Here is a 15,853-nt window from a genome sequence, read left to right on the forward strand (position 1 = left end):
CCCGATGCCTGACGCGAATTTCAGCTTCTTCACCCGCGACTGGACCCGAACCGCCGAGGATGACGCCGGCCCGGCCCGCGCCATCCGGGTCGAGGGCGGCGATGCGCCCGCCTCGACCGCGACCGGCTATTCCATCGCGGTGGGCGACACGTTCAACGGCTCGCTCAGCGCGGGCGACGCCGACTGGGTGCGGGTGCAGCTGCAACCCGGCACCTATGTCATCTCGCTGGATTCGCGTGGCAGCGGCGGCGTCTACGATCCCTACCTGCAGGTGATGAACGGCGCGGGCAGGCTGATCGCCTATGACGACGACGGCGGCAGCAGCGGGCTGAACTCGCGGCTGGTGCTGAACATCACCCAGGCCGGCACCTACTACCTCGAGGCCGGCAGCTATGCCGATTCCTACGCCGGCGCCTACAGCCTGTCGCTGACCCGGACGGCGACCCTGCGCAACTTCACCATGCCCGAGATCGCCCGGCAGCTGACCGATGGTTATTGGCAGGAGACGGGGGCCGCGCGCCGCGCCTTCGACGTGGGGCCGGGCGGGGTGCTGAACGTGGACCTGTCCGGTCTGACCCCGGCGGGCCGCGTGCTGGCCGATGCCGCGCTTGCGGCCTGGGAATCGGTGACCGGCATCCGCTTCAACCGCAACCCGGGCCCGAACGCCACCATCCATATCAGTTTTGACGACAGCGATCCGAACAGTGCCTGGTCCAGCTCGTTCACCAGCGGCGGCACCATCCTCAGTTCGGACGTCAATGTCGGGACGGGCTGGCTGCAATCCTATGGCACCGGCTTCAACACCTACAGCTACCAGACCTATATCCACGAGATCGGCCATGCGCTGGGCCTGGGCCATGCCGGCAACTACAACGGCAATGCCACCTATGGCGTCGACAACCACTATCTGAACGACAGCTGGCAGGCGTCGGTGATGTCCTATTTCTCGCAGACCGACAATACCTCGGTGAATGCGAGCTATGCCTATATCACCTCGGCGATGATCGCGGACATTCTGGCGATGCAGACGCTTTATGGCGCGACCTCAATCCGCACCGGCAACAACACCTATGGCGAGCAGACCAATGCCGGCGCGGCCTATGCCCGCATCGCCACCATGCTGCGCTATGCCGGCAGCCGCGACGACATCGCCTTCACCATCTTCGACCAGGGCGGCATCGACACGCTGGACCTGTCGGGCGACGACAGCGGCCAGCGCATCAACCTGTCGCAGGGCAGCATCTCCAGCGCCTATGGGTTGACCGGCAATATCTCGATCGCGCAAGGCACGGTGATCGAGAATTATCGCGCCGGAAGCGGCTATGACGTGGTCAACGGCAATGCCGCGAACAACGTGATCCATGGCAATGCCGGCAATGACACGCTGCGCGGCAATGCCGGCGACGACCGGCTGTTCGGCGGCGGCGGCGCCGATCTGCTGGAGGGCGGCATCGGCAACGACGCCTATTACGTCGACAGCGCGCAGGACCGCGTGGTCGAGGCGGCGGGCGCCGGCATCGACACGGTATATGCGCCCTTCTCGACGGCGCTGGGGGCCAATCTGGAGAATCTGGTCCTGACCTCGACCGGGGCGCTGAGCGGCACCGGCAACGCGCTGGCGAACCAGTTGACCGGCAATGCGGCGGCGAACCGGCTGCAGGGCCTGGATGGCGCGGATACGCTGCTGGGCCAGGGCGGCAACGACACGCTGGAGGGCGGCATCGGCGCCGATGTGCTGAACGGCGGCGCGGGACGCGACCTGCTGATCGGCGGCGGCGGCAACGATATCTATGTCACCGACGGCAGTGACGAGATCCGCGAGGCCGCCGGCCAGGGCACCGATACGGTGCGGGCGCTCGTGTCCATGGTGCTGGGCGCCAATCTCGAGAACATGGAGCTGATCTCGGGCGGGGCGCAGAACGGCACCGGCAACGGGCTGGCGAACCGCATCAGCGGCAATGCCTTTGCCAACCAGCTGAGCGGGCTGCTGGGCAATGACGCGCTGTTCGGGGCCGGCGGCAATGACACGCTGCTGGGCGGGGCGGGCAATGACTCGCTGTTCGGTGGCATCGGCAACGACCTGCTGGTCGGCGGCGTCGGCAATGACCAGCTGAATGGCGGGGCGGGGGCGGATCACTTCGCCTTCCACGCCGGGCGCGACGTGATCCTGGACTTCCAGGACAACGTGGACACGCTGCGCATCGACGATGCGCTGTGGGGCGGCGGGGCGCGCACGGTGGCGCAGGTGCTGTCCTATGCCCGCGTGGTGGGCGGCAATACCGTCTTCGATTTCGGCAGCGGCCATGTGCTGACGCTGAATGGGCTTGGCAGCATCGACGCCCTGCGCGACGACCTGATCGTGATCTGATCCGGCTTGCCCGGAAAACCGGCAGAGGCGTCGCAGCTGCGGCGCCCTTTTTCATGGCCTGCCGCCGGTTTTTGACCGGGACGCGGAACCCTTGCCGGCCCATCTGCCTTGCTTTTGTGCAAAAGGGCTGCCTCGCCGCGCCAAAGCGGAAAATCCGAGGCAGCGCGACCCGGCGGGCGTGGACAGGGCGCGCCCGGATGCGAAGATCGGGGGCAGAGTCAGGGGTCGCAGCGATGACGATGTATTACAATGAAATGGTCGATGACGGGCGGGTGCGGGCGCCCTATGCCATGCTGTCCGACTGGATCGAGACCATGCCGGCCGAGATCCGCCAGATGAAGCAGGCCGAGGCCGAGGCGCTGTTCCGCCGCATCGGCATCACCTTCGCGGTCTATGGCGAGGGCGGCGACCCGGACCGGCTGATCCCCTTCGACATGATGCCGCGCGTGTTCCTGCAAGGCGAATGGCGCAAGCTGGAGCGCGGCATCAAGCAGCGCGCCCGGGCGCTGAACGCCTTCCTGCGCGACGTCTATGGCCGGGGCGAGATCATCCGTGCCGGCCGCGTCCCGGCCCGGCTGGTCTATCAGAACGCCGCCTATGAAAAGGCCGTGGTCGGCTTCGTGCCGCCGCGCGGGGTCTTTTCGCATATCGTCGGCATCGACATCGTGCGCACCGGCCGCGACGAATTCTTCGTGCTGGAGGACAATTGCCGCACGCCCTCGGGCGTCAGCTACATGCTGGAAAACCGCGAGATCATGATGCGCATGTTCCCGGCGCTGTTCCGCCACAACCGCATCGAGCCGGTGGACCAGTATTCCGAATTGCTGCGCCGCACCCTGGCCAGCGTGGCGCCGGCGAAATGCGACGGCGCCCCCACCATCGTCATTCTGACCCCCGGCCATTACAACAGCGCCTATTACGAGCACAGCTTCCTCGCCAACCTGATGGGCGTCGAACTGGTCGAGGGCAGCGACCTGTTCGTGGACGGCGGCTTCGTCTACATGCGCACCACGCAGGGGCCGAAGCGCGTGGACGTGATCTATCGCCGCATCGACGACCCGTTCCTGGACCCCTTGTGCTTTCGCCGCGATTCCATGCTGGGCGTGCCGGGGCTGATGGATGTCTATCGCTCGGGCGGGGTCTCCATCGCCTCCGCGCCGGGGGCAGGGGTGGCCGACGACAAGGCGGTCTATACCTATGTCCCCGAGATGATCCGCTTCTATCTGGGCGAGGAGCCCTTGCTGCAGAACGTCCAGACCTGGGCGCTGTGGAAGGACGAGGATTACCGATACGTCATGGCCAATCTCAAGGAGCTGGTCGTCAAGGAGGTGCATGGCTCGGGTGGCTACGGCATGCTGATCGGCCCTAGGGCCAGCGCGGAGGAGATCGCCCGTTTCCGCAGCCTGATCGAGAAGAACCCCGGCAATTACATCGCCCAGCCGACGCTGGCGCTGTCCACTAGCCCGACCTTCGTCGCCGAGGGCATCGCGCCGCGTCATGTCGATCTGCGCCCCTTTTGCCTGTGCGGCGACCGGATCGAGCTGGTGCCGGGCGGGTTGACGCGCGTGGCGCTGCGCGAGGGCTCGCTGGTGGTGAACTCGTCGCAGGGCGGGGGCGTCAAGGACACCTGGGTTCTGTCGGAATAGGAAAGGTCAGCCATGCTCAGCCGCACCGCCGCCAACCTGTTCTGGATGGGCCGCCACCTGGAACGCGCCGAAACCGCCGCCCGCCTTCTGGACGTGGGCGAGCGCATCACGCTGTTGCCGAACACGCCCGAGGGCTATCGCAACGAATGGGAATCGCTGCTGCGGGCCTCGGGCGCGCAGGCCGCCTTTGCCGAACGCTATGGCGAGCAGATCAACCAGGAAAACATCGTCTCCTGGCTGTTCTTCGACCAGGACAACCCGTCCTCGGTCACCTCCTGCATCGAGCGCGCGCGCGAAGGCGGCCGCATCGTGCGCACGGCGCTGACCAGCCAGGTGTGGGACGCGCTGAACACCGCCTATCAGGAATTGCGCGCCCTGACGCGCCGGCCGCGCGGCCAGCTCGACACGCCGATGCTGACCGATTTCACCACCCGCCACGGCTCGACCGTGCGCGGCGCGATCAACGCCACGCAGCTGCGCAACGACGGCTGGCATTTCATCAACCTGGGCTATTCGCTGGAACGCGCCGATGCCACCGCGCGCCTGCTGGACGTGAAATATTTCGTGCTGCTGCCGCGCGTGGAATTCGTGGGCTCGGGTCTCGACAATTACCAGTGGCAGGTGATCCTGCGCGCGCTTTCGGCGCATCGGGCTTTCCATTGGGCCTATGGCGGCGACGTGACGGCGGCCAAGGTTGCCGATTTCCTGATCCTGAACGGCGAAAGCCCGCGCTCGCTCCTGACCTCGCTCTACGAGGCGGTCTGGCATCTGGACGGGCTGGTCAAGCGCTATGGCGAGACGGTGCAGGCCAGTGCCTCGGCCAAGGCGCGCCAGACGCTCGACTCGCTCATGGCCCGCGACATCGAGGCGATCTTCGACGAGGGGCTGCACGAATTCCTGTCCTGGTTCATCAATGAGGTGGCCGGCGTCTCGACCGCCGTGCATGAAGATTACCTCAGCGGGCGGATGTAGGGGGACGTCATGCGACTGAAGATCACCCATGAGACCGGCTATCGCTACGACCATCCGGCGCAGGCGCTGGTGCAGAGCCTGCGGCTGACGCCCTCGGTCCACGAGGGGCAGCGCGTCACCGACTGGCAGATCGCGGTCAGCCGCGGCCAGCGCGGCGCCGCCTTCCGCGACGGCGCCGGCGACTGGATCGAGGCCTGGACCGTGCGCGGCCCGGTCGAGGAGATCACCGTCTCGATCTCGGGCCTGGTCGAGACCCGCGACACCGCCGGCGTGCTGCGCGGCCATCGCGAGACGATCAATCCGCTGGTCTATCTGCGCCCGACCGCCCTGACCGCCGCCGACGCGGCGCTGTGCGACCTGGCGCAGGACGTCGCGGGCGAGGATGCGCTGGACCTGGCGCACCGGCTTTCGGCTGCCGTGACCGGGGCCATCGCCTATCTGCCCGGCGTGACCGAGGCGCTGACCTCGGCCGCCGAGGCCCTGGCGCTGGGGCACGGCGTCTGCCAGGACCATGCCCATGCCCTGATCGCCTGCGCCCGGCAGCGCGGCCTGCCGGCGCGCTATGTCTCGGGCTATCTGCATTCGACCATCGACGGCACGCCGCACGACGCCGCCCATGCCTGGGCCGAGATCCATGTCGGCCCGCTGGGCTGGGTCGGTTTCGATGCCGCCAATGCCTGCTGCCCGGACGACCGCTATGTCCGGCTGGGCTCGGGCTATGACGCGGACGATGCGGCGCCGGTGCGCGGCACCACCTTCGGCTCGGGCCGCGAGAGCCTGGACGTGCGCGTGCAGGTCGAGGAAATGAGCCAGGAGCAATAGCCGTTTGCTTGCGCCGCGCGCGCCGCGGCCCTATGTGCGGGGCGGATCTGCAAAGGCTGGTGGACGGTCATGACCTATTGCGTCGGTTTGAAGTTGAATGCGGGGCTGGTGCTTCTGTCCGACACCCGGACGAACGCCGGGCTGGACAATATCTCGACCTATCGCAAGATGTTCTTCTTCGAGGAGAAGGGCGAGCGGGTGATCGTGATCCTGACCGCCGGCAGCCTGTCGGCGACCCAGACCACCATCGCCCGCCTGCGCGAGGCCATCGACCATCCCGAGGCCGGCGAGGACAGCTCGATCATGCGCGCGCCCAGCATGCTGAGGGTGGCGACCATCGTCGGCAATACGCTGAACGCCACCCTGCGCGAGATCACCGACCGCACCCGCGACCTGAACCAGCAGGCCAGCGCCAGCATGATTGTCGCCGGCCAGCGCAAGGGCGGCGAGATGCGGCTGTTCCTGGTCTATCCGCAGGGCAATTTCATCGAGGCGACCGAGGACACCCCCTTCCTGCAGATCGGCGAGCACAAATACGGCAAGCCGATCCTCGACCGCGTGGTGCGGCCTGAGACGAATCTTGCCGATGCGCAGAAGGCGGTGCTCTTGTCGATGGATTCGACGTTGCGGTCCAATCTGTCGGTGGGTATGCCGCTGGATATGGCCGTCATCCGCAAGGATGCGTGCGCGGTTTCCGATACCCGCCGCATTCTGGAGGGCGACCCGGCCTTCATGGCCATGTCCGCCGCCTGGTCCGCGGCGCTGCGCGACAGTTTCGTGAAGGTCACGATCTGACCGCAGCCGCCCCGCGGACCCAAGACCGAGGAGAGGCAGATGAAAGTCGATCTTGCCCGCCCCCCGATGTCCACGTTCCACATGCCGGGGCTGCATCCCGGCCTGTCCTATCTGCCGCCGCGCCCGGGCTGGATCCTGCGTCCGGCCGAGGGCGCGCGGGTCCGGCTTTTCGCCGAAAGCGACAATCCGAAGCTGCGCCGCGCGCAGCAGAACGCCATCGACCGCCAGCAGCGGCGGATGCTGGCCAGCGTGATGGAAATCAACTGCGCCCCCGTGCTGCTGGAGGACGCGACCTTTCGGCACGGTTTCGCCCTGATCGGCGAGCGGGCCTGGCTGAACGGCGCCGCCGGCGGCCGGCTGCGCACCCGCTATGACCAGCAGAACCAGGCCGAATGGCGCCAGGCCCGGCTGCACGATGCCTTCCGGCGCGCGCGCGGCGCGGCCGATCAGACGCTGCCGGTCTGGAAGGAGCCGGCCGATGACCTGCCCATCGCCATCGAGTTGAAGAACGGTTTCAACTACTATCATTTCACCGTCGAGACCCTGGGCTGCCTGGCCCCCTTTGCCGATGACGACAGCGGCCAGCCGATCAACCTGCATTTGCCGCAGGATAATGTGCGGGGCTTCATCCCGGATTTCATCGCCGCGGTGTTTCCCGGCATCGCGGATCGGGTGGCCTTCGTCGCGAACGGGCGGTCCTATGACCGGGTGCGCGCGCATTACAGCCACCGGCACTATCTGTATCAGACCGCCGACGAGCGCATCCGCGCCGCCATCGCCGAGCCGGGGGTCGATCCCGCCTGGGCCAAGCAGCTGCGCTCGGAGACGCAGCACCGCAAGGCCGTCGCCACGGCCTCCTATGACAGCAGCCTGCGGCTGTTGCGCGAACACGCCCTGCGCCAGGTGCCCGGCAAGCTGGTCGAGGAGCGGCCGCGCCTGGTCTGGATGGGCCGCGACGAAAGCGGCGAGGCCCGCGCGCGCGGCATCACCGGGCACAAGCCGCTGCTGGCCGAGCTTTCCGCCCGCGGTTTCGAGGTGGTCGCCTTCGAGCACCTTGGCCCGCTGGAGCAGATTGCCCAGATGCAGGCGGCGGACATCCTGATCGCGCCGCATGGCGCCGGGCTTGCGAACATGGTCTATGCCAAGTCCGGCGCGCTGGTGATCGAGATCGGCACCCGCCAGACGCAGCTGCACCGCTGGGGCGATCTCCTGCCCGCCGCGCATGTGTCGCGCTGCCATTACGACACGGTCTTTGCCGATGTCGCGGGGCTGTCCGACCTGGCGCGGGTGCCGCCGGTCTCGGAAGGGTTGCTGGGCGTGCATGTCGGCCGCAACGCGACCCGCCGCATCCTCGATCTGGTGGACGAGGCGCTGGCGCAGGACGCATCTCAGCCCGGCGCGTCCAGCAGCCCGCGCAATTCATAGACCAGGTCCAGCGCCTCGCGGGCGCTGATCGTGTCGGGGTTGAGCTCGCGCAGCCGGGCCTCGACCGCCGAGGCGCGGGGTTTGGGCGCGGGCGGCGGCGCGGCGCGGAACAGCGGCAGGTCATCGAGCAGCGCGGCGGGCTTGGCGCCTTCGCGTTCGCCGCTTTCCAACTGGTGCAGGATGTCGCGGGCGCGTTCGACCACCGCATCGGGGAGGCCGGCAAGCCGCGCCACCTGCACGCCATAGCTGCGGTCGGCGGCGCCCTTCCTGACCTCGTGCAGGAAGATCACCTCGCCTTCCCATTCGCGCACCGCGACGGTGGCATTCTCGACGCCCGGCAATCGGGCGGACAGGCTGGTCATCTCGTGATAATGCGTGGCGAACAGCGCCCGGCAGCGGTTCTTGCCATGCAGGTGCTCCATCACCGCCCAGGCGATGCTGAGCCCGTCCCAGGTCGCGGTGCCGCGGCCGATCTCGTCCAGGATCACCAGCGCGTGGTCGTCTGCCTGGTTCAGGATCGCCGCGGTCTCGACCATCTCGACCATGAAGGTGGACCGTCCCCGCGCCAGGTCGTCCGCCGCGCCGACGCGGCTGAAAAGCTGGCTGACCAGGCCGATATGGGCGCGGCTGGCCGGGACGAAGGCGCCGGCCTGGGCCAGGATGGCGATCAGCGCGTTCTGGCGCAGAAAGGTCGATTTCCCGGCCATGTTCGGCCCGGTCAGCAGCCAGATCGCGGGCGTGGGCCCTTCGGTCAGGGCGCAGTCGTTGGCGACGAAGGCCTCGCCCTTGCGCCGCAGCGCGCGTTCCACCACGGGGTGGCGGCCGCCCTCGATCACGAAGGCGCGCGAGGCATCGACCTCGGGGCGCACCCAGCCCTCGCCATTGGCGAGGTCGGCGAAGGCGGCGGTCAGGTCGATCTCGGCCAGGGCGCGGGCCGCCTGTCCCAGCGGGCCGGCGCGGTCCAGCACGGCGCGGGTCAGGCGGGCGAAGATCTCGCGCTCGATCTCCAGCGCGCGGTCGCGGGCGTTCAGGATGCGGGTTTCCAGTTCCGACAGCTCGACGGTGGTAAAGCGGATCTGGTTGGCGGTGGTCTGGCGGTGGATGAAGCGGGCGTTCAGCGGCGGGGCCAGCATCTTCTCGGCATGGGTCGAGGTGGTCTCGATGAAATAGCCCAGCACGTTGTTATGCTTGATCTTCAGGCTGGTGACGCCGGTTTCCGCGATATAGTCGGCCTGCATGCGGGCGATGACGCCGCGGCCTTCGTCGCGCAAGGCACGGGTCTCGTCCAGCTCGGGCTCAAAGCCCGGCGCGGTGAAGCCGCCGTCGCGGGTCAGGAGCGGCGGCTCGGCCACCAGCGCATCGTCCAGAAGGTCGATCAATTCGTCATGCCCGGTCAGGTCGCGGGCGGCATCCGTCAGCACGGCGATGTCGTCGCAGCCCAGCAGCGCGGCGATGGCCGCGCCCTGCGTCAGCGCAGCGCGGATCGCGCCGAGGTCGCGCGGCCCGCCGCGGTCCAGTGCCAGCCGCGACAGCGCCCGGTCCATGTCCGGGGCGCGGGCCAGCGCCTCGCGCAGATCGGCGGTCAGGCGCGGGTCCGCGGCCAGATGCGCCACCGCGGCCTGCCGGGCGTGGATTTCGGCCAGGTCGCGCGAGGGCGCGCTGATGCGGCGCTCCAGCAGCCGTGCGCCGCCCGCGGTCGCGGTGCGGTCGATGGCGGCAAGCAGCGAGCCCTCGCGCCCGCCCGACAGCGCCTGCGTCAGCTCCAGGTTGCGCCGGGTCGCGGCGTCGATCTGCATGGCGCCGCCCGCCGCCTCGCGCACCGGCGGGCGGATCAGCGGCATCCGGCCCTTTTGCGTCAGCTCCAGATAGTCGGCGATGGCACCCATGGCGGCAAGCTCGGCCCGGCTGAAGCTGCCGAAGCCGTCCAGCGTCTCGACCTGGAACAGCACGCAAAGCCGGCGGGCGGCGGCGGCGCTGTCGAAGCTGCCGGCGGGACGCTCGGTCAGGGCGCAGCCGGCCTCGCGCGCGATCTCGTCGAGGCGCGCGCCCTCGGCGGCCAGCAGTTCGCGCGGCGCATGGCGGGCCAGTTCCGGCGCCAGCCGCGCGGGCGGGCAGGGCATGACGCGGAATTCGCCGGTGGAAATATCGACCCAGGCCAGCGCGCAATCGTCGCGCACGCTGGCGAAACTGGCCAGGAAATTGTGCCGCCGCGCCTCCAGCAGCGATTCCTCGGTCAGGGTGCCGGGCGTCACCAGCCGCACCACGTCGCGGGCCACGACCGACTTGGCGCCGCGTTTCTTCGCCTCGGCCGGATCCTCCAGCTGCTCGGCGATGGCGACGCGGAAGCCCTTGCGGATCAGCGTCAGCAGATAGCTTTCGGCGGCATGGACCGGCACGCCGCACATCGGGATCGGCTCGCCCAGATGCGTGCCGCGCTTGGTCAGCGCGATGTCCAGCGCGGCCGAGGCGGCCAGCGCGTCCTGAAAGAACATCTCGTAGAAATCGCCCATGCGATAGAACAGCAGCGCGCCGGGGTTCGCCTCGCGGATCGCCAGATACTGGGCCATCATCGGGGTCGGTTGGTCGCTCATGTCCTGCCTTTCGCCTGCGCTGCCGCCGTTCTAGGGGATGCGCCGGGCGATGCAAACAGCATCGGCGCAAGATACGGGCAGGGCGTGAAAAATTCCGGTGACAGCGCGGCCGCGTTACGGCATCGTCGCGGCAAATACGCTTGCGGGGCCTTTGACATGAGATCGCTGATTCTGGGCGCTTTGCTGCTGACCGTCGCGCAGGCGGCGGCGGCGGCCTGCCCGGATGTCTCGCTGATGCAGAATGCGGCGCGGGGCTGGCTGGCCGGCCAGCGCCTGCCCGATCCCCTGGTGCGTAGCGTCGAGGACGGGGCCTGCGCCTATGCCGCCTTCCGCGGCATCCTCGAGGCCGAGATGGGGCCGCCGGTCGGCGTCAAGGTCGGGCTGGTCTCGAAGCCGGCGCAAAGGCATTTCGGCGTCTCCGAGCCGATGGCCGGGGCGCTGTTCGCGCCGATGCTGCTGCCCGACGGCGCCCGGCTCAGCCTGAAGGGCAGCCGCACGCCGTTTTTCGAGGCCGACCTGGTGGTGACCGTCGGCAGCGCCGCGATCATGCAGGCCACCACGCGCGAGGAGGTGGCGGCGGCGCTGCGCGACGTGCGCCCCTTCATCGAGGTGCCGGACGTGGCGCTGCGCGACGGGGTCACGGCGACCGCGCCGCTGCTGGCCGCCTATGGGCTGACGCCATGGCGCGGGGTGCTGGGGCGCGGCATTGCCGTGGCCGACCTGGCCGATCCGGTCGCGGACCTGGGCGCGCTGACCGCGACGCTGAAGCTGGACGGCAAGCGCATCGACAGTGCCTCGGGCGAGGTGCTGATGGGCCACCCGCTGGACGTGGTGCTGTGGCTGGTCCGGCAGGGCGGCTATGAGCTGAAGCCGGGCTCGGTGATCTCGCTCGGCACGCTGGGCAAGCTGTATCCGGCCTATGTCGGCCACCGGGTCGAGGTCGAATACCGCCTGGGCGGGCGGGCGATGAAGGTCGGCGCGACGCTGGTGCCCTGACCCCGCGTCAGCCTGCCGCTTTGGGCAGGGGGCGGAAAAAACCTTTGCTTTGCCGGGGGCTGTGTCGCAACACTGTCATCCGGGGCCGCTAGGTGGCAGCCAGCCGCCGATGGGGCGCGTTCTGGAACGGAGTAGATCATATGACCATTCAATCGCGTGCGGCGGGGCTTGCCGCCCTGGTCGCGCTGGCGGCCTCGGGTGCGGCCTCGGCGCAGGACCTGGCGGCGCTGGAAGCGGCCGCCAAGGCCGAGGGCATGCTGACCACCATCGCGCTGCCGCATGACTGGTGCAATTACGGCGGCGTGATCGAGGGCTTCAAGGCGAAATACCCCGAGATCAAGGTGAACGAGCTGAACCCCGACGCGGGCTCGGCCGATGAGCTGGAGGCGATCCGCGCCAACAAGGACAACAAGGGTCCGCAGGCGCCCGACGTGATCGACGTCGGCCTGTCCTTCGGCCCGCAGGCCAAGGCCGAGGGGCTGATCCAGCCCTACAAGGTCGCGACCTGGGACTCGATCCCCGAGGATGCCAAGGACGCCGAGGGCTATTGGTATGGCGACTATTACGGCGTCATGGCCTTCGGCGTGAACTCGGACCTGATCGACACGGTGCCGAAAAGCTGGAAGGACCTGACCAAGCCGGAATATGCCAACGCCTTCGCGCTGGCCGGCGATCCGCGCGCCTCGGCCCAGGCGATCATCTCGGTCATGGCGGCGGGCATCGCCAATGGCGGCGAGGCCGGCGAGGCTTCGGGCCAGAAGGGCATGGAGCTGATGGCCGAGGTGAACAAGGCCGGCAATTTCGTTCCGGTCATCGGCAAGTCGGCGACCATCGCGCAAGGGGCCACGCCCATCGTAACCGCCTGGGACTACAATCTTTTGTCCTGGCGCGACGGGCTGAACGGCAACCCGCCGGTCGAGGTGGTGATCCCCGAGGACGGCGTCGTCGCGGGCGTCTATGTCCAGGCGATCTCGGCCTATGCGCCGCATCCGAACGCGGCCAAGCTGTGGATGGAATACCTGTATTCCGACGAAGGGCAGCTGGGCTGGCTCAAGGGCTATTGCCACCCGATCCGCTTCAACGACCTGGCCAAGGCCGGCAAGATCCCGCAAGAGATGCTGGACGCGCTGCCGCCGGCCGCCGCCTATGAAAAGGCGATCTTCCCGACGCTGGAGCAGCAGGAGGCCAACAAGAAGGCCGTGACCGAGGGCTGGGACAAGGTCGTCGGCGCCGCCGTCAAGGAGTAACTGTAAAGTAACGAAAAGCGTGTACACCGGGCATGCACCGAGCGTACACCGCCTGTGCCCGAGGCGTCGTCCGGAGACGCGCCCCGAAGCAGGACAAGGCCCCGCCCGCTTTTCACCAAGGCGGGCGGGGCATGAAGCCAACCGGCCGCGCCGGGAAACAGTCACGGCGCGAAGGGCGCCGGCAGGAACCACGCATGACGCGACTGAACTGGAACTGGCTGGGCGTGGTGCCCTTCTTCGCCTTCGCGGCGCTGTTTCTGATCCTGCCGACGATGAACATCGTCATCGGCGCCTTCCGGAACCCGGAAGGCGGTTTCACGCTGGCGAACCTCGCCGGGCTCGCCTCGCCGCGCATCGTCGAGAGCTTCGCGATCTCGATCAAGGTGTCGCTCGCCTCGGCCGTGCTGGGCTGCCTGATCGGTTTCGCCATGGCGGCGGCGGTGGTCATGGGCGGCTTGCCGGGCTGGATCAAGGCGCCGCTGATGACCTTTTCCGGCGTCGCCTCGAATTTCGCCGGGGTGCCGCTGGCCTTTGCCTTCATCTCGACGCTGGGCCGGGTCGGGCTGGTCACCATGCTGCTGCGGCAATGGTTCGGCATCAACATCTATGCCATGGGCTTCAACCTGCTCAGTTTCTGGGGCCTGACGCTGACCTATCTGTTCTTCCAGATCCCGCTGATGATCCTGATCATCACCCCGGCGCTGGAGGGGTTGAAGCGCGAATGGCGCGAGGCGGCCGAGGTGCTGGGCGCCTCGACCTTCCAATACTGGCGCATGGTGGCGCTGCCGATCCTGTTCCCGTCGCTTCTGGGCACCTTCGCGCTGCTCTTTGCCAACAGCTTCGGGGCGGTGGCGACGGCCTATGCGCTGACCGGCTCGTCGCTGTCCATCGTGCCGATCATGCTGTTCGCGCAGATCCGCGGCGACGTGCTGCAGGACCCGCATCTGGGCTATGCCATGGCCTTCGGCATGATCGTCGTCACCGGCCTGGCGAACCTGGCCTATGTCGTCATGCGCGCCCGCGCCGAAAGGTGGATGCGATGAAGCGGCTCTGGTCCTGGGCAGCGCTGACCCTTGGCGCGCTGTATTTCCTGCTGCCGCTGATCGGCACCATCGAATTCTCGCTGCGGATGCGGCGCGGGGAATATTCGCTGGACGCCTATCGGTCGGTGCTGTCGGACGCGGCCTTCCGGCAGACCTTCAGCTATTCCGTGGTCATGGCGCTGCTGACCATCGTGCTGGGGGTGCTGATCGTGGTGCCGACCGCCTATTGGGTGCGGCTGCGCCTGCCGCGGCTGCGCCCGGTGATCGAGTTCATCACCCTGCTGCCGCTGGTCATCCCGGCCATCGTCGTGGTCTTCGGCTATATCCGGCTTTACAACACCAGCTCGATCCTGCCGCTGACCGGCACTGCCTCGGGCACCAACCTGCTGTTGCTTTGCGGCTATGCCACGCTGGCGCTGCCCTATATGTATCGCGCCGTCGACACCGGGCTTTCGACGCTGGACGTGCGCAGCCTGACCGAGGCCGCGCAGTCGCTGGGTGCCGGCTGGGTGCGGATCATCGGCCGGCTGATCCTGCCCAATGTGCTGGGCGCGGTGATGTCGGGGGCCTTTCTGTCCTTCGCCATCGTCATCGGCGAATTCACCATGGCGGCGCTGCTGAACCGCCCGGCCTTCGGGCCCTATATGCAGCTTCTGGGCGCGAACCGCGCCTATGAGCCGGCGGCGCTGGCGGTGATCGCCTTTGCCGTCACCTGGGGCTGCATGGGGCTGATGCAGCTGATCTCCCGCCTGTTCGGCACAGGGATGCAAGCGAAATGACCTTCCTGACCCTCGACCACCTGCAGAAATCCTTTGGCCCGACGCGGGTGGTGCATGACTTCGACCTGGGGGTCGAGAAGGGCGAGTTCGTGTCGTTCCTGGGCCCCTCGGGCTGCGGCAAGACCACGGTGCTGCGCATGGTCGCGGGGTTCGAGAGCCCCAGCGCCGGCCGCATCGTGATCGACGGCCAGGACGTGACGCGGCTGCGGCCGAACCAGCGCAAGATCGGCATGGTGTTCCAGGCCTATGCGCTGTTTCCGAACCTGACCGTGGCCGAGAACGTCGGCTTCGGGCTGAAGGTCGCGGGCCTGCCCCGGGCCGAGCGCGGGTCGCGCGTGGCCGAGATGCTGGAGCTGATCGGCCTGCCGGACCTGGGCGGGCGCTATCCCTGGCAGCTGTCGGGCGGCCAGCAGCAGCGGGTGGCGCTGGCGCGCGCCCTGGCGCCGCGGCCGCGCGTCCTGCTGCTGGACGAGCCTTTGTCGGCGCTGGATGCCAAGATCCGCGTCAGCCTGCGCAACCAGATCCGCGCGATCCAGCAGCAGCTGGGCATTACCACGATCTTCGTGACCCATGACCAGGAGGAGGCGCTGTCGATTTCCGACCGTATCGTGGTCATGCACAAGGGCGTCGCCGACCAGACCGGCACGCCCGCGCAGATCTATAACCGCCCGGCCACCGATTTCGTCGCGGGGTTCGTCGGCACGCTGAACCGCTTCGAGGCCGAGGTGCTGGACCCCGGCACCGGCCTGGTCCGCGTCGAGGGGCATGAGATCGCGCTGGACCGGCCCTTGCCCGCCGGCCGCATCGCACTGGCCGCCCGGCCCGAGAGCTTGCAGATCGCCGAGGCGGGCATCCCGGCCGAGATCACCGGGGCCGAATTCCTGGGCTCGGTGCAGCGGCTGCGGGCGCGGGTCGCCGGGCGCGAGGTGGTGCTGGATCGTTTCAACGCTCCGGGCGCAGAACTGCCGCGCCCGGGCCAGCGGTTGCACCTGACCGCCACGCCGGGCGGCTGGCTGGTGCTGGGCACCTGATTGCGGTCGTTTCCCTGTCACCTGCCCAAAAGGACAGCTGACCCGGCGCCCATGCGCATGGTTTAAATCGGCATGAATTCGCCGATTCGGTGAGATTCCTTTGCGGAAAACCGCGCCTGCGCATTACGAGTTCTGGAG

12 protein-coding genes are annotated in these 15,853 nt (G+C 68.3%); 11 read left to right on the top strand and 1 reads right to left on the bottom strand.

What is annotated here, in order from left to right; all coding sequences use genetic code 11:
* The first annotated feature begins 4 nt into the window (after nt 1-4).
* The 6 genes from E3D03_RS06005 (at nt 5) to E3D03_RS06030 (ending at nt 8,028) form a co-directional block, all read left to right on the top strand.
* Nucleotides 5-2,368 (top strand): M10 family metallopeptidase, encoded by a 2,364-nt coding sequence (locus E3D03_RS06005; RefSeq protein WP_263566203.1) that lies wholly within the window; start codon nt 5-7, stop codon nt 2,366-2,368.
* A 233-nt stretch (nt 2,369-2,601) separates the two neighbouring features.
* Nucleotides 2,602-4,014 (top strand): circularly permuted type 2 ATP-grasp protein, encoded by a 1,413-nt coding sequence (locus E3D03_RS06010; RefSeq protein WP_263566204.1) that lies wholly within the window; start codon nt 2,602-2,604, stop codon nt 4,012-4,014.
* 12 nt (nt 4,015-4,026) lie between these two features.
* Nucleotides 4,027-4,986 (top strand): alpha-E domain-containing protein, encoded by a 960-nt coding sequence (locus E3D03_RS06015; protein ID WP_062563389.1) that lies wholly within the window; start codon nt 4,027-4,029, stop codon nt 4,984-4,986.
* Between the two features lie 9 nt (nt 4,987-4,995).
* Nucleotides 4,996-5,808: a transglutaminase family protein gene (locus E3D03_RS06020; protein WP_263566205.1), complete on the top strand. Its 813-nt coding sequence runs from the start codon at nt 4,996-4,998 to the stop codon at nt 5,806-5,808.
* A 69-nt stretch (nt 5,809-5,877) separates the two neighbouring features.
* A complete protein-coding gene (locus tag E3D03_RS06025; protein WP_263566206.1) occupies nt 5,878-6,603 on the top strand; it encodes a peptidase in 726 nt (241 codons plus the stop codon).
* Between the two features lie 39 nt (nt 6,604-6,642).
* Entirely contained in the window at nt 6,643-8,028 is a 1,386-nt protein-coding gene (locus tag E3D03_RS06030; RefSeq protein ID WP_263566207.1) for a glycosyltransferase 61 family protein, read from the top strand.
* Here the strand turns inward: E3D03_RS06030 and mutS are convergent.
* Nucleotides 7,992-10,619, bottom strand: a complete 2,628-nt coding sequence (gene mutS, locus E3D03_RS06035) for a DNA mismatch repair protein MutS (RefSeq protein WP_263566208.1) — start codon at nt 10,617-10,619, stop codon at nt 7,992-7,994. The two genes, E3D03_RS06030 and mutS, sit on opposite strands and share 37 nt — an antisense overlap.
* A 156-nt stretch (nt 10,620-10,775) precedes the next feature.
* Here mutS and E3D03_RS06040 point away from each other — a divergent pair, with 156 nt between their 5' ends.
* The 5 genes from E3D03_RS06040 (at nt 10,776) to E3D03_RS06060 (ending at nt 15,715) form a co-directional block, all read left to right on the top strand.
* A complete protein-coding gene (locus E3D03_RS06040) occupies nt 10,776-11,615 on the top strand; it encodes a 2-keto-4-pentenoate hydratase (protein ID WP_263566209.1) in 840 nt (279 codons plus the stop codon).
* Between the two features lie 140 nt (nt 11,616-11,755).
* Nucleotides 11,756-12,862 (top strand): ABC transporter substrate-binding protein, encoded by a 1,107-nt coding sequence (locus E3D03_RS06045; protein ID WP_263566210.1) that lies wholly within the window; start codon nt 11,756-11,758, stop codon nt 12,860-12,862.
* Nucleotides 12,863-13,056: 194 nt separating this feature from the next.
* A complete protein-coding gene (locus tag E3D03_RS06050; RefSeq protein ID WP_062563396.1) occupies nt 13,057-13,905 on the top strand; it encodes an ABC transporter permease in 849 nt (282 codons plus the stop codon).
* Nucleotides 13,902-14,684: an ABC transporter permease gene (locus E3D03_RS06055; protein WP_263566211.1), complete on the top strand. Its 783-nt coding sequence runs from the start codon at nt 13,902-13,904 to the stop codon at nt 14,682-14,684. The genes E3D03_RS06050 and E3D03_RS06055 overlap by 4 nt, the downstream gene beginning before the upstream one ends.
* Nucleotides 14,681-15,715 (top strand): ABC transporter ATP-binding protein, encoded by a 1,035-nt coding sequence (locus tag E3D03_RS06060; protein WP_263566212.1) that lies wholly within the window; start codon nt 14,681-14,683, stop codon nt 15,713-15,715. The genes E3D03_RS06055 and E3D03_RS06060 overlap by 4 nt, the downstream gene beginning before the upstream one ends.
* Nucleotides 15,716-15,853: the final 138 nt, after the last annotated feature.

This window comes from Paracoccus sp. DMF, assembly GCF_004407025.1.
Taxonomy (GTDB): Bacteria; Pseudomonadota; Alphaproteobacteria; order Rhodobacterales; family Rhodobacteraceae; genus Paracoccus; species Paracoccus aminovorans_B.